The organism is Bradyrhizobium sp. NBAIM14 (assembly GCF_020193895.1).
Classification (GTDB): Bacteria; Pseudomonadota; Alphaproteobacteria; order Rhizobiales; family Xanthobacteraceae; genus Bradyrhizobium; species Bradyrhizobium yuanmingense.
Window position 1 is genome coordinate 136,044 of the sequence record NZ_JADYVQ010000002.1, and the last position, 17,865, is coordinate 153,908.

The 17,865-nt window shown below is 66.3% G+C and carries 18 protein-coding genes; 12 read left to right on the plus strand and 6 right to left on the minus strand.

Translation table 11 applies throughout. The features are described from left to right. The first annotated feature begins 43 nt into the window (after positions 1–43). The 7 genes from I6F28_RS06420 to I6F28_RS06450 all read left to right on the plus strand — a co-directional run bounded on the left by I6F28_RS06420 (position 44) and on the right by I6F28_RS06450 (position 6,037). Positions 44–535, plus strand: coding sequence for a tripartite tricarboxylate transporter TctB family protein (locus I6F28_RS06420; RefSeq protein WP_074447490.1), 492 nt, complete (start codon positions 44–46; stop codon positions 533–535). A 3-nt stretch (positions 536–538) separates the two neighbouring features. Continuing rightward, positions 539–2,050, plus strand: coding sequence for a tripartite tricarboxylate transporter permease (locus I6F28_RS06425; protein ID WP_057027170.1), 1,512 nt, complete (start codon positions 539–541; stop codon positions 2,048–2,050). Positions 2,051–2,144: 94 nt separating this feature from the next. Beyond that, on the plus strand, positions 2,145–2,459 hold the full coding sequence (locus tag I6F28_RS06430) for a nucleotidyltransferase family protein (RefSeq protein ID WP_036006010.1): 315 nt from the start codon (positions 2,145–2,147) through the stop codon (positions 2,457–2,459). After that, entirely contained in the window at positions 2,460–2,801 is a 342-nt protein-coding gene (locus tag I6F28_RS06435) for a HepT-like ribonuclease domain-containing protein (RefSeq protein ID WP_057027168.1), read from the plus strand. A 27-nt stretch (positions 2,802–2,828) separates the two neighbouring features. Beyond that, positions 2,829–3,815 (plus strand): methylmalonyl Co-A mutase-associated GTPase MeaB, encoded by a 987-nt coding sequence (gene meaB / locus I6F28_RS06440; protein WP_225139718.1) that lies wholly within the window; start codon positions 2,829–2,831, stop codon positions 3,813–3,815. Continuing rightward, complete coding sequence (locus tag I6F28_RS06445) at positions 3,812–4,459, plus strand: pyroglutamyl-peptidase I (protein WP_225139505.1); 648 nt, start codon at positions 3,812–3,814, stop codon at positions 4,457–4,459. The genes meaB and I6F28_RS06445 overlap by 4 nt, the downstream gene beginning before the upstream one ends. A 207-nt stretch (positions 4,460–4,666) precedes the next feature. Next, positions 4,667–6,037 carry a TIGR03808 family TAT-translocated repetitive protein gene (locus tag I6F28_RS06450; RefSeq protein WP_225139506.1) on the plus strand — a complete coding sequence of 457 codons (1,371 nt, stop codon included), beginning with the start codon at positions 4,667–4,669 and terminating at the stop codon, positions 6,035–6,037. Here the strand turns inward: I6F28_RS06450 and I6F28_RS06455 are convergent. The 4 genes from I6F28_RS06455 to I6F28_RS06470 form a co-directional block, all read right to left on the minus strand. Next, the gene (locus I6F28_RS06455) at positions 6,034–6,795 is read right to left on the minus strand and encodes a TIGR03809 family protein (protein WP_225139507.1); all 762 of its coding nucleotides are present in this window, start codon (positions 6,793–6,795) and stop codon (positions 6,034–6,036) included. The two genes, I6F28_RS06450 and I6F28_RS06455, sit on opposite strands and share 4 nt — an antisense overlap. A 544-nt stretch (positions 6,796–7,339) precedes the next feature. After that, entirely contained in the window at positions 7,340–9,049 is a 1,710-nt protein-coding gene (locus I6F28_RS06460; RefSeq protein ID WP_225139508.1) for a S8 family serine peptidase, read from the minus strand. 16 nt (positions 9,050–9,065) lie between these two features. Then, positions 9,066–9,761, minus strand: coding sequence for a hypothetical protein (locus I6F28_RS06465; RefSeq protein ID WP_036023136.1), 696 nt, complete (start codon positions 9,759–9,761; stop codon positions 9,066–9,068). Further along, positions 9,758–10,327 (minus strand): sigma-70 family RNA polymerase sigma factor, encoded by a 570-nt coding sequence (locus tag I6F28_RS06470; RefSeq protein ID WP_036006024.1) that lies wholly within the window; start codon positions 10,325–10,327, stop codon positions 9,758–9,760. Before I6F28_RS06470 ends, I6F28_RS06465 begins: the two co-directional genes overlap by 4 nt. Before the next feature lie 437 nt (positions 10,328–10,764). On the opposite strand from I6F28_RS06470, the gene I6F28_RS06475 reads away from it, so the two are divergent. Then, positions 10,765–11,922, plus strand: a complete 1,158-nt coding sequence (locus I6F28_RS06475) for a GGDEF domain-containing protein (protein ID WP_225139509.1) — start codon at positions 10,765–10,767, stop codon at positions 11,920–11,922. A gap of 63 nt (positions 11,923–11,985) precedes the next feature. After that, the gene (locus I6F28_RS06480) at positions 11,986–13,089 is read left to right on the plus strand and encodes a DUF2336 domain-containing protein (RefSeq protein ID WP_225139510.1); all 1,104 of its coding nucleotides are present in this window, start codon (positions 11,986–11,988) and stop codon (positions 13,087–13,089) included. Between the two features lie 112 nt (positions 13,090–13,201). Here I6F28_RS06480 and I6F28_RS06485 read toward each other — a convergent pair whose 3' ends face one another. Further along, complete coding sequence (locus I6F28_RS06485; RefSeq protein ID WP_036023131.1) at positions 13,202–13,840, minus strand: NrsF family protein; 639 nt, start codon at positions 13,838–13,840, stop codon at positions 13,202–13,204. Between the two features lie 2 nt (positions 13,841–13,842). Continuing rightward, positions 13,843–14,388: a sigma-70 family RNA polymerase sigma factor gene (locus I6F28_RS06490; protein WP_036006032.1), complete on the minus strand. Its 546-nt coding sequence runs from the start codon at positions 14,386–14,388 to the stop codon at positions 13,843–13,845. A gap of 290 nt (positions 14,389–14,678) precedes the next feature. Between I6F28_RS06490 and I6F28_RS06495 the strand changes: the two genes are divergently transcribed. From I6F28_RS06495 to I6F28_RS06505, 3 genes are all read left to right on the plus strand, one after another. Next, positions 14,679–15,335, plus strand: coding sequence for a hypothetical protein (locus I6F28_RS06495; protein ID WP_109144412.1), 657 nt, complete (start codon positions 14,679–14,681; stop codon positions 15,333–15,335). Positions 15,336–15,444: 109 nt separating this feature from the next. Next, a complete protein-coding gene (locus I6F28_RS06500) occupies positions 15,445–16,224 on the plus strand; it encodes an enoyl-CoA hydratase (RefSeq protein WP_036006037.1) in 780 nt (259 codons plus the stop codon). A gap of 187 nt (positions 16,225–16,411) precedes the next feature. Further along, positions 16,412–17,842, plus strand: a complete 1,431-nt coding sequence (locus I6F28_RS06505; protein ID WP_085972056.1) for a TolC family outer membrane protein — start codon at positions 16,412–16,414, stop codon at positions 17,840–17,842. Positions 17,843–17,865: the final 23 nt, after the last annotated feature.

Sequence of the window (17,865 nt, forward strand, 5' to 3'; positions counted from 1 at the left end):
CCGCAAGCGGGGAGAGGGAGCGCACCTCCTGTAGGACTCCCCTATGCGTCTTCCCGACTCCGTCACGGGATCGTTTCTCGTCGCGCTCGGCGCGGCTGCCGCCTACGGCGGCTACATTCTGCCGCCGGTGCCGGGGCAGCCGGTCGGCCCCAATGTATTTCCGCTGGTGATCGGCTGCGGCCTTGCACTGTGCGGGCTCGCGATCGTGTTCGGCATCGGGCGCTCCTTCGAGGAGGAGGAAGAGCTGGTCCCGTTCGAGGACGGCCAGGCGGCTGCTCCGCCACCGCAGGGCAAGCTCTACGGCCTGCGCGCGCTGCTGCCGCCGGCGCTGCTGCTGTTCTACGTTCTTGCCGCCGACCGGCTCGGATTCGTCATCACCGCGGCGATCATGGTTTACGTGACCTCGACCGCGCTCGGGGCGAAATGGAAGCTGGCGCTGCCGCTCGCGGTGCTCTCGCCGTTCGCCATTCATCTCATCTTCGGCAAGCTGCTCCGCGTGCCGCTGCCGGTTGGCCTGCTGCCGACGCCCTGGTGATCGATGTTGAAGACCCTGATTGATGCGTTCGCGCTGATCTCCACCTGGGAGGTCATCATCTCCATGTTCGCAGCCTCCGTGTATGGGCTGGTGATCGGCTCGCTGCCGGGCCTGTCGGCGACGATGGCGACCGCCCTGCTCGTCCCGGTCACCTTCTATCTGTCACCGATCGCGGCGATCGCGACTATCGTCGCGGCGTCCTCGATGGCGATCTTCTCCGGCGACATTCCCGGCGCGCTGCTGCGTATCCCGGGCACGCCCGCATCCGCGGCTTACGCGGATGAAGCCTACGCCATGACGCGCAAGGGCCAGGCCGAGCTGGCGCTAGGGGCCGGCGTCTGGTTCTCCGCGGTCGGCGGCATCGCCGGCGTGCTGTCGCTGATGATCCTGGCGCCGCCGTTGGCCGAGATCGCGCTGTCGTTCTCGACCTTCGAGTATTTCTGGCTGGCGCTGCTCGGCCTGATGTGCGCCACCCTGGTGGCGCGTTCCTCCCCGGTGAAGGCGATCGCCGGCATGTTCATCGGCCTGCTCGTCGCCTGCATCGGCATCGAGAATCCCGGCGGCGTCCCGCGCTTCACCTTTGGGCTTACGGACCTGTTCGGCGGCATCGAGCCGATCCCGGCCCTCGTTGGCGTGTTCGCGGTGGCGCAGGTGATGCGCGCGATGCTGACGCCCGAGCCGCCGCCGCTGCCGCGGCGCAAATTCGGAAGCATCATGGCCGGCCAATGGAAGCTGACCAAGCTCTATCGCTGGCAGATGACGCGCGGGAACATCGTCGGCATCATCATCGGCGTGCTGCCCGGCGCCGGCGCCGACATGGCCGCCTGGGTCTCCTATGCGATGTCGAAGCGTTTCTCCAAGGAGCCGGAAAAGTTCGGCACCGGCCATGTCGAGGGCCTGGTCGAGGCCGGCGCCAGCAACAATGCCAGCATCGCCTCCGGCTGGGTGCCTTCGCTGCTGTTCGGCATCCCCGGCGACACCATCGCCGCGATCGCGATCGGCGTGCTCTACATGAAGGGCCTCAATCCCGGCCCGACGCTGTTCACCGAGAAGGCGTCGAGCATGTATGCGATCTACCTGATGTTCATCATCGCGAATATCTTGATGATCCCGCTCGGCATCGCGATGATCCGCGTCGCCACCTACATCCTGCTGGCACCGCGCTCGGCGATCATGCCGATCATCATGCTGTGCTGCGCGGTTGGCTCGTTCGCGATCGGCAACAACATGTTCGGCGTCGTCACCGTCGCCGCCTTCGGCGTGATCGGCTATGTCATGGAGACGAACGGCTATCCCGTCGCCGCCATGGTGCTCGGCATCGTCATGGGCACCATGGTGGAGCAGGCCTTCGTCACCTCGCTGATCAAGTCGGACGGCAGCATCTTGCCGTTCTTCGAGCGTCCGGTCGCGGCCATCCTCGCCGCGATGGCGATCGGCGCGCTGCTCTGGCCGGTCATGGTGTGGATCTGGCGCAAGGTGAAACAGCCGCAGACCGCCGCGGCAACGACCCGGTGATATCGGGCGGGCGGGCCTCGCCTGCCCCGCCGGGGCAGGCCGAGCAGGCCCGCTATCGCTGGGCCGGGCCCTCGCCCTGTGCTAATGTCCGGCCATGACCGAGGTCGCAGACATTCCACTCCAGACGATTGTCGGAAAGCTCCGAGAGCTTGCTCCCGCCTTGAGGGCTGCGGGCATCAATCGCCTGTTCCTGTTTGGGTCCCGAGCGCGCGGCGACGCGCGCCCCGACAGCGACCTCGATGTTCTGGTCGAGACGACCCCGCATGGGCAAGAGCCACGTTTCGATTACTTCAAGGCTGTAAAACTGATCGAGGATCACATCGGCCTCGAAACTCAAATATCGATGCGAAACTTACTGAAGCCCCGCATGGCAGAACGCATCGCCGACGATTTGGTCGAGGTATTCTGAATGCCGCCCACCGTCGAGGACCGGTTGCGAGACATTCTCGAGGCCATTGTCGAGATCGAGGCGTTGCTTGCGGGCTATGACTTCGCGCGATTCACCGCCGACAAGACCAGCCGTATGGCCACTGAACGCTATTTGGAAGTCATTTGCGAGGCCGCACGGCGGTTGCCCGACGAGATGAAGAAAGATGCGTCGAGCATAGATTGGCAAGCAATGGTGAATTTCGGCAATCGTTTGCGTCACGCCTATCATGCAACGGATGTTGGGATTGTATGGGCGATCGTTCAAGATCATCTCTCTCCATTGAAATCTTTCGTCGAAGGGCGCGTGCGACCGTCGAGTTGACGTGGACTCGCGCGCCCATAAGCAATGATGACTGTTCCCAAATCCACCGACATCAGATCCCTCGCCCGTGACCTTCGCGCCGGCAGTCGTGCGGCCCTCGCCCGGGCGATCACGCTGGCGGAGAGCCGGCGCGCCGACCATCAGGCGCTGGCCCGGGAGCTGGTGCAGATGCTGCTGCCCGACACCGGCAAGGCATATCGCGTCGGCATCACCGGCTCGCCCGGCGTCGGCAAATCCACCACGATCGATGCGTTGGGTACGTATCTCATCGAGCAGGGCCACAAGGTCGCGGTGCTCGCGGTCGATCCGTCCTCGGCGCGCAGCGGCGGCTCGATTCTCGGCGACAAGACCCGCATGGCGCGGCTGTCAGCCTCGAACGACGCCTTCATCCGACCCTCGCCGTCCTCGGGCACGCTTGGCGGTGTCGCGGCGAAGACGCGCGAGGCGATGCTGTTGTGCGAGGCCGCGGGCTTCGGCGTCGTGCTGGTGGAAACCGTCGGCATCGGCCAGTCCGAGACCGCCGTGTGCGACATGACCGACTTCTTCCTTGCCCTGATGCTGCCGGGCGGCGGCGACGAGCTGCAGGGCATCAAAAAGGGCCTGGTCGAGCTCGCCGACATGATCGCGATCAACAAGGCCGACGGCGACAATTTGAAGCGCGCCAAGATCACCGCGGCCGATTATCGCGGCGCGCTGCATATCTTGGCGCCGCGGTCCGAGCATTGGCATCCGCCGGTCGAGACCTATTCGGCGCTGACCGGCGACGGCATCGCAAAGATCTGGCAGAAGGTTCTGGATCACCGCAAGGCGATGAACGCCTCCGGCGATTTCGCCGCGCGGCGGCGCGAGCAGCAGGTGAAGTGGATGTGGTCGATGCTGGAGCAGCGCATGCTGGCACGGCTGCGCAGCGAGGCCTCGGTGCGGACCAAGGTTCGCAAGATCGAGGCCGAGGTCGCCGATGGCCATCTCACGCCGGCGCTCGCCGCTGATCAGATTCTGGAGTTGCTGCAATGAGCGACAAGCTCCGCATTCTTCTCACCGGCTTCGGCCCGTTTCCCGGTGCGCCCTATAATCCGACCCAGCCGCTGGTGGCGCGGCTGGCGCAATTGCGCCGGCCCGCGCTCGACGATGTCGTGCTCTCGAGCCACATCTTCCCGGTCACTTATGCCGCGGTCGACTGCCAATTGCCCGACGTGCTCGCTAGGCAAAAGCCCGACGCGCTGCTGATGTTCGGCCTCGCCGCCCGCACGCCTTATCTGCGCATCGAGACGCGGGCGCGCAACGCCGTCACCATGCTCTGGCCCGACGCCGCCAACACCCGCTCGACCAAGCGCGGCATCGCCGGCCATGCCGACGCGATGATGTTCGGCCCGCACACCGCAAGGCTGCTGCGCGCCGCGCGACTCACCGGCATCGACGCGCGTCCCTCGCGCGACGCCGGCGCCTATCTCTGCAACTACTTAAGCTGGCGCGCGATCGAGCGCGTGAAGGCGGGGGGACCCAGGCTTGCGGCGTTCATCCACATTCCGCTGCTCGCGCGCAGCGGCGGCGTGCGCCGCAAGGGCGCATCCCGCATCACGCTGGAGGAACTGGTGGATGCGGGGGAAGCGATGCTGATGGAGATGGTGCAGTTGGCACGCAAGGCGCGCGCTTCGTAGGGTGGATTAGCAAAGCGTAATCCACCTCATCTCCATCAACGGTTCCGTACTCGCGGTGACATGGTGGGTTATGCCTACGGCTAACCCACCCTACGCACCGTCTTTTGCGTAAACATTTAACCCTACCGCGAACAATCCTCACGGTCCTCGCCCTGCTGCGCTACGAAACCGCTGCGGACACCTCCCGCGTCCGCCGGAGGACGCGTCATGAACCTCAATCGCCGTCATCTCATCGGGGCTTCGACCGCGGGCATTGCCGGTGCGCTGGCCATGCCGGCCGATGCCGCGCGCGCCGCGCCGCTAACGTCGCTGCTCGGCCGCGATGCTACGCAATATGGTGTGCGGCCCGGCAGCAGCGAGGACCAGACCCGCGCGCTGCAGCGTGCCATCGACGAGGCCGCGCGGGCGCAATTGCCACTCGCCTTGCCACCCGGCGTGTACAGGACCGGTCTGTTGCGGCTGCCGAACGGCGCGCAGCTGATCGGCGTGCGCGGCGCGACCAAGCTCGTCTTCACCGGCGGCGCCTCGGCGATCCAGAGCGACGGCTCCGATGCGATCGGCCTCACCGGCATCACCTTCGACGGCGGCGGCATCCCGCTGCCGACACGGCGCGGCCTGATCCACGCCCTCGGCGGGCGCGACGTGCGCATCAGCGAATGCGCTATCACGAGCTCGGGCGGCAGCGGCATCTGGCTCGAGCAGGTCGCGGGCGACATCTCCGGCAATATCTTCACCGACATCGCGGTGACAGCGGTCGTGTCGTTCGACGCCAGGGGCCTCAGCGTCTGCCGCAACACGATTCTCGGCACCAACGACAACGGGATCGAGATCCTGCGCACCGCGATCGGCGATGACGGCACGCTGGTCGCCGACAACCGCATCGAGAACATCAAGGCCGGCCCCGGCGGCTCGGGCCAGTTCGGCAATGCCATCAACGCCTTTCGCGCCAGCAACGTGATCGTGCGCGGCAACCGTATCAGGAATTGCGACTATTCGGCGGTGCGCGGCAACTCGGCTTCGAACATCCACATCAGTGGCAACAGCGTCAGCGACGTGCGCGAGGTCGCGCTCTATTCCGAGTTCGCATTCGAGGCCGCGGTGATCGCCAACAACATCGTGGACGGCGCGGCCGTCGGCGTCTCGGTCTGTAATTTCAACGAGGGCGGCCGCATCGCGGTGGTCCAGGGCAACATCATCCGCAACCTGATCCCGAAGCGGCCGATCGGCACCGTGCCCGACGATGATGCCGGCGTCGGCATCTACATCGAGGCGGATTCTTCGGTGACCGGCAACGTGATCGAGAACGCGCCGTCCTACGGCATCGTCGCCGGCTGGGGCAGATATCTGCGCGACGTCGCGATCACGGGCAACGTGATCCGTAAGGCGCTGGCCGGCGTCGGCGTCTCCGTCGTGCCGGGCGCCGGCACCGCGCTGGTCAACAACAACATGATCTCCGAGACGCCGCGCGGCGCCGTGGTCGGCCTCGATCACGCCCGCGCGGTGACGTCGGATCTATCGGCCGAAGGCGCACAACGTTTTGCGCAGCTGGTGGTCGGCGGCAATGCGGTGCGGCGCTAGAAGGCGTTCCGCAGCAGCGGGTACTTCGCTTCCAGGCCGTCGAGGCTGAAAGTGAATTCGACGACGCGCTCGGGGGCGGCGACGATTTCCTCGGCGGGCGGGGCGAACTGCGGCAGGAGCGCCGCCATCGCTGCGGGCGCGGTCTTCGGCGGCTTCGCGGCAGGCACCGGCGGCCTCACTTCCGGCGCGGCGAATGGCCGTGTTGCGGCCGGCTCCGCGAGCGGCGATCTCACGGCAGGCGCAGTGAACGGTGCCTTCGCAGCGGGTGCCCTCAGCGGCGGCATCTCGGCAGGCGCGGTGAACGACGGCCAAGCTACGGGCATAGCAAGCGGCGCGATCGGGGCTTCGGTGATCTCCGCGAGCACGTCGGGCTTCGGATCGAGCCTGACCGGCGTGGTGGTCTCGGGGACGATGTGAACGGCCTTGGGCTGCATCGTTTGCGCCTGCTGCTCGCGCGGCGCCATGCGAGGCATCGTCGCCGGCGACCAACCGAATGCCGGCGTCACGCTCGCAGCCGCCTCGGCGACATCCGCGCCGGTCGCAAGCGCGCGCCAAGTCTGGACGGCGCGCTTGGCTTCCTGGATGTTTTCGAGGAAGGCGATCTCAGAATGATAGCGGCGCCAGCGGCCGGTCTCAAACATCTCGGAGAGATGTTGCAGGCGCTGCTCGGCGAGAGCGCACCAGCGCGCTGCGATTTGGCGGCTGCCGGCCGCGTCGCGAACGAACTCTTCGCGAGCAAATTCTTGGCGATGTGTCATGAACCAGCCCGTCAGGAGAAAACACGGACGCGGGGGACGCAACGCACACGAATCAATTTAGACGCGACATGAATATTTTGTGGAAAAGTTTTGACTTGTCCAGCAACGACGCGGCATTCGTCGTCAAACACCGTAGTCGTGCGGTGATTTTCCGTGTTTTCGAGTCAAGCTTCGCACAAGCATGACGGAGTTGCGGCGGGACTCGCTCGCGACGGCGACCGAGGCCACGGCGACCTTCAACTGCAAGCTGAACGGATGCGAAGCTTCGAAAAACGGACGCCAGAATCTTGTCTTGACGCGTTTTCTTCACGCGAACCGGCACCCACTTCGCTCGAAAACGCTCTGAAAAGAAGAGACCCGTCCGGGGGGACAACCGGACGGGTCGAGCCATATGGGCGCTTGGGGTGGATGGGCGCTCGCGCCTGATATGACTGATGGGGAGGGATGACCGCTCCCACATCAGTTGGTCGGGGCAGCGGGCTGAACGTTCAATCCGGGGTTCGCTTTTTTGACGCCGTCCCGTCGCGCAGATTTGTCGCGACCGCTATCGCGCCGCCGGCCTATCTGCCTGAGAAACCGCGGATTTATCCTCCGCGCTCGACAGCGAGGTTTGCTCGATCGCGCGTGCGCCGGGCTCCTCGCGACGCTTCGGAGCATCTTCACGTTTTGTTGTACCGGGGGCAGCAGCGACCGGCGTCGCGCTGTCGGCAGGAACAGCCATGACGGCGGCAAACGCGTCGGCCTGGCCGTCGCCGAAGAGGTCGTCGCGCCCGGGAGAGCCGAGGTCGCGTGCGGTCTTGACCAGCGTCATGCGCAGCGCTTCCGGCTTGAGTGTGTGGTTGCGCTCGAGCAGCAGCGCCGCGACGCCTGAGACATAGGCGGCCGAGAACGAGGTTCCCGACGTCACCTGGTATTTGCCGTCGGGTGCCGGCAGGAAGATGTCGACGCCGGGGGCCGCGACGGCGATGTAGTTGCCGCGGTTGGAGGCGGAGAACAGCCTGTCCTGCCGATCCGTCGCACTGACCGCAATCACGTTGGGGTTGGCCGCCGGATAGAGCGGCGGCGATTTCGCCCCGGCATTGCCGGCGGCGGCGATCAGAATGAGACCACGCGCGGCCGTCGCCGCGATCGCGCGCTCGATCACCGCGTCCTTCGGACCGGCAAAGCTCATGTTGACGATCTGCGCGCCGTGCTCGGCGGCGTAATTCAGGGAACGCAGGATGATATAGGACGAGCTCTCTGCACCGCCATTGGCACCGCCGAAGGCGCGGATGGCGATGATGCGGGCCTCGGGGGCGCTGCCCATCAGACGGGCATGGGCCGCGATCGCCCCGGCGATGCCGGTGCCATGGACGTGCGGCCCTTCGGCACTGCCGAGCGCGTCGAAATTGTCGGCGATGGAATTGGCGAGCTCTGGATGCCGGGCGTCGATGCCGGAATCGATTACCGCGATCGTGACGTTGGCCCCATGCGCCAACGTATGCGCCTGCGGCAGGCGCAGCTTTGCCAGCGCGTATTGCGCAGGATCGCCCTCGGTGGCGGCCGACGATTTCTGGTCCTGGAGCACGTAGCGGAAGTTCGGCTGCAGCGAGCGCACGCTGCCGTCGGCCGCGAATTCGCGCCGCACGGTCTCATAGGGCCGGCCGTCGGCGATGCGGAACAGGCCGAACGTGGCTCCGATCAGCGGGAAATTCTCGGAAGCGAGGCGGGTCAGGCCGTGGCGACGCGCCAGCTCGTCGGCCTCGGCCGTCGACAGCGCGCCGTCGATCTCGGCGACGAATTCGCCTGCGAAGCTGCGCGAGGTCAGCACCACCGGCGTGTTGTTCCCACGCCCTTTGCCGGCGCTCTTCTTGCCGGATTTTCCGGTGCCCTCGCCGCCCGCGTTCGGCTGCGCCAGACATTCGCCGTCGGCACTGCGATAGGCTGCGGTGCAGGCCGGATAGAGATTCGGCGAGTAACGCGCATGGGGCAGCACCGGCGTCGTCGGCCGGATGCGCGACGTCGTGGGAATGCTCGCCATCGTCCGCGGGCCGCGGCCAACGCTCACCGCGCGCGCAGCGATGTTCGGGCTGACCCGCGGGGTGATGTTTGGAGAGACGGTCGGCGTGCGCGAGGGAACGCTGATCGTCGGCGTGCGCATGATCGCCTGCGCCTGCGCAAGCTCCACGCCGAAACAGAAGGCGACCAGAAGCGCAACGCCGACGGATGAAGCGCGAGCCCCAGTGCGCACCCTGCTCTCGGATTTGCCCGTCATTGGCTCGGCGGCGCGCCTAGGGCGCCGCGACGGCGAGGTTGACGAACTTCTCGCGCTGCATCCTGCCGAGCAGCGAAGCGAGTTCGTCCTGGCCCATCGCCTTGTCGAACTGGAGGCGGAACATGCCGCCCTTGGCATCGCCGATGATCGAAGCCTGGTAGCTGTCGAGCAGCGCGGTGATGTCGGCGACGCGCGCCTCAGGGGTGAAGCGCACCAGCGCGCGCGCCGGCGCGGCGGCGCTACCAAGCTCGCGCGTGATCGGTGCGCTGGTCGAGAGCGAAGCGGTTTGGAAGGTCGCCGGCTGGTTCTTCATCAGCACGGCGCCGATGATGCCGGCCTGCAGCACGAGCGCGACGGCACCGAGGCTCGCCGACCACGCCAGCGTGCGCGGCGACAAGCTCGCGAAGAAGGTCGAGATACGCGCCGACAGCGGCAGCGAGCCGCTCGCCCTCGCCGGCTCGGCATCGATCGCGGCGAACAGCTTCTGCATCGCGCGCGCCGACGGAGCGCCCAAGCTCTCGTTCAGATGAATGGTCTCTTCGTACTCGCCGCGGATCGCCGCATATTGCTTCGCCAGGTCCGGATCGCGCGCCAGCGCTTCCTCGACACGGCGCGCATCGCGCGCGTTCAGCGTGCCGGCAGCGTGCCAGGGCAGCAGCAGTTCAATTTCACTGGGCTCTTGCTCCAGCATCTTCTTGCTCAAAGCCATCATGGCCAGCCTCGCTCGACGCCGGCTGCCTTCAGCAGTTCGGCCAGTTTCTTGCGCGCATAGAACAAGCGCGTCTTCACAGTGTTCTCTGGTATCCCGACGATTTCGGCCACCTCTTCCACGGACTTCTCGTGGTAGTAGACGAGATCGACGATTTCCCGATGATCCGGCGAGAGGCCCGTCAGACACTCCCGCAACGCCTCACTGGTATCCTTCTTCTGCACCACCGTTTCCGGATCGTCGGACGTATCCTCGATCGCGTTGGCGGCGTCTTCGTCCAGCTCGAAATCCTTCCTGCGCCGGAGCGCAGACAGGGCCTTGAATCGGGTGATTGCCAGCAGCCAGGTGGAAACGGCAGATCGGCCCTCGAATTTGCCCGCTTGACGCCAGACGTCGAGAAACACCTCGCTGATGAGGTCTTCCGCCGCCTGCTCGTCCCGCACGAGCCTCAGCCCGAACCGGTAAACCCTGACATGGTGCCGCCCGTACAGCACCTGCATGGCGAGCCGGTCACCTTGAGCGATCCTGGCGATCAGGATCTCGTCTGAAGCCGCCTGTGTCGCGCTCAATGGCCGTCTCGCAAGGTTGGTCGGGTCGATGCGGTGGCCGGTTCGATGTGGGGGGCAAAATTGTTGAACCTACCGCAGTCATACGGGGGCTTGTGTGAGCTACCCCACATCCGGGCATTTTTCTTGTCCCACCCGTGGTGGTCAGCGTCGCTCATCCGGATCGGTACCATAATACTGCGATATTCCCTGCGGAATGCCTGCCCGGACATAGGCAGCCCGGCCTCATCCGGTTCCATAGCAGCCCCGCACCACCTTTGTCGCGCCAAGCCTCGCTTCGGCTCGACCGCAGCGCACACGATGCGTGATCATTGGTAAAATTCTCACGCTAGATGATCGCCTTGTTCCCTGCTGCACGGTTCGGATTCGATTTCAAAGGATACCAAACCTAAAGGCTTGCCACGTAGGTTTTTACGCTGACATCCACCATTGGCGGGACCATGGGTACGGCCGCGACGTCCTTTCCAGAGAGGAATGCCGCAGAGGTCGCGGATCTCGTCCTTGCGCCCGAGACGACGGCGCCCGAGGTCAGGGCGCGCCGCGTCTGGCAGCGTCGCCAGATGTATATCGGCCAGGTCGCGAGCTACTCGCTGGGCGGCGCGGTCCTGCTGCTCTACGCCTATGACGGCGCGGTCTCCATGGCCGTTCCGACGCTGTTCTGGGTCGGCGGCCTTCTGATCATCGGGACTTTCACGGTGCTGTCGGAGGCCGGTTTCGGCGACCGTTTCGACGATCATTACCTCACCGTCTATCAGATCTCGGCGCATATGGCGCTGCAACTGGTGTTCCTGCTCGCGGTGCCCACCATCGGGGTCGCGTTCCTTGCCGTATTGTTTCTGATCTTCGCGTTCGGCACGCTGCGGATGACGTCGAGCCAGGCCATGCTCACCTGGGGCCTCGCCACCTGCGGGCTCACCGTGGTGTTCCTGGGGTCGGACCTGCCGATCGGACTGCCGGTCGCGACCCGGCTGCAGCGGACCGCCTCGATGCTCTGCTTCGTGCTGGTGATCGGGCAGTGCGCCTTCCTCGGCCTGTTCGGCGCCACGTTACGCAAGATCCTGTACAAGCGCAGCATCGAATTGAAGGCCGCCTATCGACGCATCGAGGAACTGGCCGAGCTCGACGAGCTCACCGGCTCCTACAACCGCCGCTGCATCATGCGGCTTCTCGACACCGAGATCGAAAAGTCGCGGCGGGGATCCACGCCCTTCGCGATCGCGCTGATCGATCTCGACTGGTTCAAGCGCATCAACGACGCTTACGGCCATCCCATTGGCGATGAGGTGCTGCGCACCTTCGCGATCACCATTTTCGCCAACATCCGCCCGGCCGACAGTTTCGGCCGCTACGGCGGCGAGGAGTTTCTGCTGCTGCTGCCGGATACGTCGGGTGACGTCGCGCTCCGCACGCTCGAGCGCCTGCGCGGCATCGTCGCCGATCTCGACTGGGGCGCGTTCTCCCCCAGCATGCGGGTGACCATTTCCGCGGGCGTCGTGACGCTGCGCGACGTCGATACTGCCGACACGTTTCTCGCGCGCGCCGACAGCGCGCTCTATTCCGCCAAGGCGCAAGGGCGCAACTGCATTGCAGCGAGCTGACCGATCCTTTTTGCTCCGGCGCGACAGAAGCCGCTGCCGGACCGACCGCTCCAGGACAGAGCAATGAGATCCAATTCCGCAAGACCATCCGAAAGCCTGCTCGAGGAGTTGCAGGCTGCCCTCTCGCACGGCACCGTCGCGCGCCGGGTGGAGACGCTCCGCCGCGTCACCGATCTCTTCGTGGGCAACGCGGTCGACTATTCCGACGACCATATCCGCGTGTTCGACGACGTGTTCCAGTGCCTGATCGAGCAGATCGAGACGTCGGCCAAGGCGCTGCTCGCCGAGCGGCTCGCGCCGATCGCGGCTGCGCCGCCGCAGATCATCCGCACGCTCGCGCTCGACGAGGTGATCGAAGTCTCCGGCCCCGTGCTGTCGAAGTCGGAGCGGCTGGATGAGGCAACATTGGTCGAGATTGCGCGCACCAGGGACCAGGCGCATCTCAAGGCGATCTCGCTGCGGCGGACGCTGTCGGAAGCGCTGACCGACGTGCTGGTGGCGCGGGGCAATGAGGACGTGGTGCAGTCGACGGCCGGCAATCCGGGCGCGCGGTTCTCGGAGGAGAGTCTCGCCGACCTCGTCGTCCGCGCCGAGCGCGACGACGACCTCGCCGGCTGCATCGGCCTGCGGCCCGACCTGCCGCGCCATCACTATCTGAGGCTGGTCGCCAAGGCATCCTCGAGCGTGCGCAGGAAGCTCGCGACTGCGCATCCCGAGCTCGCGGACGAGGTGTCGAGGGCCGTCGAGGAAGCGGCCCAACGGGTTCGCGCCGTCGCCAGGACGAAACAGACGGAGATGGCTCGCGCGCTGGTGAAGTCGCTGCACGAGGACGGCCGCCTCAACGAGCTCCAGGTCGCCACCTTCGCCGAGCAGGGCAAGTTCGACGAGACGAACGCGGCGCTGGCCGCGCTCGCGGGGATCGCGGTCGAGACGGCGGAGACCATGATGATCGAGAGCCGCACCGAAGGCGTGATGATCCTCGCCAAGGCCGCGGGCATGCAATGGTCGAGCGTGCGCGCCATCATCGCCTTGCGCGAGAAGCTCTCCGGCGGGTCGCAGACCGACATGCTGAAGCTGCGCGACACCTATGAGGCGCTGCGCCCATCGACCGCGCAACAGGTGCTGCGCTTCCACCGCATGCAGTTGCACGCGACGCCGGCGGCATGAAGCCGGCGCGACTAAAGCGCGATGAGATTTCGATGGATCGTCATCGCGCTTTAGGTTGTTGGTTGCGCGTGATCTTTCCGGAAAACCGCTTCGCACTTTTCCGGATCATGCTTTAATACCGCAAGACCCTCGATCCGACCGCCGCGCCGATCGCCGTCACCAGCGCGGTCGCGAGCGTGTACCAGGTCGCGACGAACAGCGGGGAATCGTCGGTGCAGTGCGAGGCATAGAGGGTCGCCGCAAGTCCCGCCGACACCAGCCCTGCGAGCGCTCCGGCGAGCGCGGGACTAGACGGCGCGCCGTGGCGCAGGCCGAACAGCGCCCCCGCAAGCAGCGGCAGCGCCATTGCGGGGATCGCGACCATGCAGACCCTGGAGTTCTTACCCACCAGGCGCATCGTCATCGGCATCGCCGGCGCCATCATCGCCTCGCTGCCAATCGCCACGGCGAGCAGCCCGACGGGAAGCAGCAGCAGCCAGCCCCAGCCGCGCAGCAGGGCTTCGGGACGCGACAAATGAAGGCTGACGATGATGGCGGGGATCGCGAGCGACAACGTCACCGCGAACTTCATGTCGAAGAACGGGTTGCGCATGGCGCTCATGACGTCGGCGCGCACGCCGAAGAACGTCACAAAGATCAGGATCGACAACGGCGCAGCCACCAGCAGCGCCATGCTCAGCACGGCGCCGACGCGGGGCGCGCGGTGCGGATTGTCGGCGGCGAGCGAGCGAATGAGTTGATCGGTGTCCATGATCAATGGTCCCGCAATTTGGCGGTCAGCGCCGCAAGTCCGCGATGCAGCGCGACCCGGACCGCACCCTCGCTCATCGACAACCTTGCCGCCGTATCCTTGATCGAGGCGGCCTCGACCGCGATCGATTGCAGCACGTCACGCTGACGCTGCGGCAGGGTTCCGAGCTGGGCGGCGACCTCGCCGGCTGAAGCGGTGTCCTGCGGCGCCTCGCCCGGCAGCGTCTCGGCGAAATCGTCGATGTTGACGAACACGCGCCTGCCGCGCCGCCGGAGCGCATCGATCAGCTTGTTGCGGCCGATCGCAAACAGCCAGGGCGCGAAGGGGGCTTCGCTGTCCCAGGTATGCCGCTTCAGATGTACCGCCAACAGAATCTCCTGCACGATATCCTCGGCCTGGTCGGGCGGCTGACCCGCCCGCGCCAAGCCACGCCTCGCGGCGGCCCGCAGCACCGGCGCGACTGCCTTCAACAGACGATGATACGCCGCATCATCGCCAGCCATGGCCGACCGCATCAGGCCGGTCCACTCGTCCTCACGTCCGCGCACGCGCGCCCCTCACCATGCAATTCGGCCGCTCTTTCAATTTGTTACGCGGGCGCCAAACATATCACGAATTCGTGATCAAGATCCGGGCCGCGCGACCGATGCGGCCGCAAACATCTGCGACGGCTCTTAACACCGATCGGTGCGTCCTGCATCGGGCGGGCGGCTGCGGGAGGGGTCTGCCGCGTTTTTGCCCGGTGTAGCCCGAAGATTCCCATTTTCTGCCCCGCTGTCGTCACGCCCCGGGGTCTCTGTTCGCTGCCGGGACGGGCGGAATTGGGGAGATCGTCGACATGATGAAAACCAGCGCGCGCGCGGCCCTGATCGTTTTGGCCGGGCTTGTCTTGCTATCCGGGGGCCTCGCACAGGCGGCGCCGAACTCGGCCGCAGGCAACAAATCGGAGAGCGCCGACAAAGGGGCCGATACGGCCAAGCACCGGCGCCAAGACTCGCGCCGCACCGACAGCAGGAAGACGGGGCAGAAATCCGAGGACAAGGCCGACAAGAAGGACACGGCGGCCAAGCCCGACGAAGCCAAGAACGACAAGGCCGACAGTCAGGTCCCGGCCTCGAGCCAGCTGGCTCCGGAGGTCGCCAACGCCAATGCGCAGCTCGCCGCCGACACGCCGACTGCCGCGGCAGCCTCCGCGATGACGAACCGCGCCAACGACAACGTCCAGGCAGCCGCCGATAATACCAGCGCCGAGAGCCCCGAAAGCCAGGTCGTCGCGCCCGATCAACTCAACGACATCGATCGGGCCTTGCAGGAGACCCGGCCGCCGCAGAAGGCGGTGATCGCCGCAACCGAGGCGCAGCCGCGGCCGGCGCCGGTGATGGCCAGCAGCCAGCAGAGCTCGGCCTGGGACCAGAGCTCCCTGATCGGCAAGATCTTCATCGGCGTCGGCACATTGCTGACCCTGGCCTCCGCCGCGCGCATGTTCATGGCCTGATGGCCGGTTCCGCCGGGACGCGACCCCGCGCGCGTCCCGCGTCCGGCCCCCTTGAAGGCATCCGCGCCAGCGGGCACATTGCCCGCTCAATCGAAAGCGTGGGTGGAGCATGAGCACGTTCGAACACATCATCGTCGAGAGCGTCGGCGCGGTCGGCATCGTCAAGCTGAACCGGCCGAAGATGCTCAACGCGCTCTCGTTCGGCGTCTTCCGCGAGATCGCAGCTGCGGTCGACGATCTCGAGGCCGATGACGCCATCGGCTGCATCGTCGTGACCGGCAACGAGAAGGCCTTTGCCGCCGGCGCCGACATCAAGGAGATGCAGCCCAAGGGCTTCATCGACATGTTCTCCGAGGATTTCGCCGCGATCGGGGGCGACCGCATCGCGCGCTGTCGCAAGCCAACCATCGCCGCGGTCGCCGGCTACGCGCTCGGCGGCGGCTGCGAGCTCGCCATGATGTGCGATTTCATCATCGCCGCCGACACCGCGAAGTTCGGCCAGCCCGAGATCACGCTCGGCACCATTCCCGGCATCGGCGGCACCCAGCGGCTGACGCGCGCGATCGGCAAGTCCAAGGCCATGGACCTCTGCCTCACCGGCCGGATGATGGACGCCGCCGAAGCCGAGCGCTCCGGCCTGGTCAGCCGTATCGTACCCGCCGACAAGCTGATGGACGAGGTCATGGCGGCCGCCGAGAAGATCGCCGCGATGTCGCGCCCTGCGGCCGCGATGGCCAAGGAAGCGGTGAACCGCGCCTTCGAGACCACGCTCTCCGAAGGCATGAGCGTCGAACGCAACCTGTTCCATTCGACCTTCGCGCTCGAGGACCGCTCGGAGGGCATGGCGGCGTTCATCGAGAAGCGCAAGCCTGTGAACAAGAACCGGTAGCGCACGAGCCGGTCAGGCCGGTGTAAGGCTCTGGCGCTTTCCCGCGCACAGCCTGTGACGCGCCTGCAACAAGCACGGAATACATGGGAGTTTTGCCCGCGGCAGTTTGCCTGCGGGACCTCGGCTGGCTAAACAGTTAAGAGGCCATCGTCGGCGGGGGCGGACAGCCGGGGTTAAGCGAGATTACATGATTGGGCGTACCGCCAGAGCTGGTCGCGGGGTGACGCGACGTCGATCGAGCGCGGGTCATGCGCTTGCGACATGGACCACGCTGGCGTTCTCGTGCGCCCTTCCCTCCGCGGCATGGGCCGAAGCCCTGCCGGACGCCTTGGCAAAAGCATATCAGACCAATCCGCAGCTCAATGCCGAGCGTGCGCGCCAGCGCGCCACCGATGAGAACGTGCCGCAGGCGCTGGCCGGCTACCGGCCGCAGATCGTGGCGAGCCTCAGCGCCGGCCTGCAATCGGTGCGCAATCTGTTGCCGGACAACACCATCCAGACCGGCAATCTGAAGCCCTGGATCATCGGCGTCACCGTGACGCAGAGCCTGTTCAACGGCTTCCGCACCGCCAACGGCGTGCGGGCCGCCGAGCTCCAGGTGCAGTCGGGCCGCGAAGCGCTCCGCAATGTCGGCCAGGGCGTGCTGCTCGATGCGGTCACCGCCTACACCAATGTTCTCGCCAACCAGTCGCTGGTCGAGGCGCAGCGCTCCAACGTCGCCTTCCTGCGCGAGACGCTCTCCGTCACCCAGCGCAGGCTCAATGCCGGCGACGTCACGCCGACCGACACCGCGCAGGCCGAGGCCCGCCTCAATCGTGGCCTTGCCGATCTCAACGCGGCCGAGGTCGCGCTTGCGGTCAGCCAGGCCACCTATGCGCAGGTGATCGGCAATGCGCCCTCGCAGCTCAGGCCTGCCGAGGCCGTCGACCGCTATCTGCCGAAGAGCCGCGAGGATGCCATGACGATGGCGATCCGCCAGCATCCGGCGGTGATGGCCGCCAGCTTCGACGTCGATGTCGCCTCCACCAACATCCGCATCGCCGAAGGCACGCTGCTGCCGAGCGCGACGATCCAGGGCAGCGCCAGCAAAAGCCGCAACAACGACCCGGCGCTCAGCACCCTCGCCGAGGACCAGGCTTCGATCGTCGCCAATGTCACCGCGCCGATCTACGACGGCGGCCAGGCCGCGGCGCAGACTCGGCAGGCCAAGGAGATCACGGCACAGAGCCGGCTCGTGCTCGACCAGGTGCGCAATCAAGCGCGTACGGCGGCGGTCAGCGCCTGGGTTGCCAACGAAGGCGCCAAGATCACGGTGTCGGCCTCGGAGTCCGAGGTGAAGGCGGCCACCGTCGCGCTGCAGGGCGTGCAGCGCGAGGCCGCCGGCGGCCAGCGCACGACGGTGGACGTCTTGAACTCGCAGGCCGACCTGATCCAGGCCAAGGCCCGCCTGATCGGCGCGCAACGCGACCGCGTGATCGCCTCCTACACGCTGCTCAGCGCCATCGGCCATCTCGACGTCAAGACGCTTAACCTGAACACGCCGGATTATCTGCCCGAGGTGCACTACCACCAGGTCCGCGACGCTTGGCACGGCCTGCGCACGCCGTCGGGGCAGTAGCCTCAAATCTCTCTGGTGGAGGC

Excerpts from the sequence above, each read along its gene's own strand:
- I6F28_RS06425 (WP_057027170.1), top strand. The coding sequence starts at position 539 with ATGTTGAAGACCCTGATTGATGCGTTCGCGCTGATCTCCACCTGGGAG.
- I6F28_RS06480 (WP_225139510.1), top strand. The coding sequence starts at position 11,986 with ATGAGATCCAATTCCGCAAGACCATCCGAAAGCCTGCTCGAGGAGTTG.
- I6F28_RS06505 (WP_085972056.1), top strand. The coding sequence starts at position 16,412 with ATGATTGGGCGTACCGCCAGAGCTGGTCGCGGGGTGACGCGACGTCGA.
- I6F28_RS06465 (WP_036023136.1), bottom strand. The coding sequence starts at position 9,761 with ATGATGGCTTTGAGCAAGAAGATGCTGGAGCAAGAGCCCAGTGAAATT.
- meaB (WP_225139718.1), top strand. The coding sequence starts at position 2,829 with ATGACTGTTCCCAAATCCACCGACATCAGATCCCTCGCCCGTGACCTT.
- I6F28_RS06455 (WP_225139507.1), bottom strand. The coding sequence starts at position 6,795 with ATGACACATCGCCAAGAATTTGCTCGCGAAGAGTTCGTTCGCGACGCG.
- I6F28_RS06475 (WP_225139509.1), top strand. The coding sequence starts at position 10,765 with ATGGGTACGGCCGCGACGTCCTTTCCAGAGAGGAATGCCGCAGAGGTC.
- I6F28_RS06495 (WP_109144412.1), top strand. The coding sequence starts at position 14,679 with ATGATGAAAACCAGCGCGCGCGCGGCCCTGATCGTTTTGGCCGGGCTT.
- I6F28_RS06420 (WP_074447490.1), top strand. The coding sequence starts at position 44 with ATGCGTCTTCCCGACTCCGTCACGGGATCGTTTCTCGTCGCGCTCGGC.
- I6F28_RS06450 (WP_225139506.1), top strand. The coding sequence starts at position 4,667 with ATGAACCTCAATCGCCGTCATCTCATCGGGGCTTCGACCGCGGGCATT.
- I6F28_RS06445 (WP_225139505.1), top strand. The coding sequence starts at position 3,812 with ATGAGCGACAAGCTCCGCATTCTTCTCACCGGCTTCGGCCCGTTTCCC.
- I6F28_RS06485 (WP_036023131.1), bottom strand. The coding sequence starts at position 13,840 with ATGGACACCGATCAACTCATTCGCTCGCTCGCCGCCGACAATCCGCAC.
- I6F28_RS06435 (WP_057027168.1), top strand. The coding sequence starts at position 2,460 with ATGCCGCCCACCGTCGAGGACCGGTTGCGAGACATTCTCGAGGCCATT.
- I6F28_RS06430 (WP_036006010.1), top strand. The coding sequence starts at position 2,145 with ATGACCGAGGTCGCAGACATTCCACTCCAGACGATTGTCGGAAAGCTC.
- I6F28_RS06500 (WP_036006037.1), top strand. The coding sequence starts at position 15,445 with ATGAGCACGTTCGAACACATCATCGTCGAGAGCGTCGGCGCGGTCGGC.
- I6F28_RS06460 (WP_225139508.1), bottom strand. The coding sequence starts at position 9,049 with ATGACGGGCAAATCCGAGAGCAGGGTGCGCACTGGGGCTCGCGCTTCA.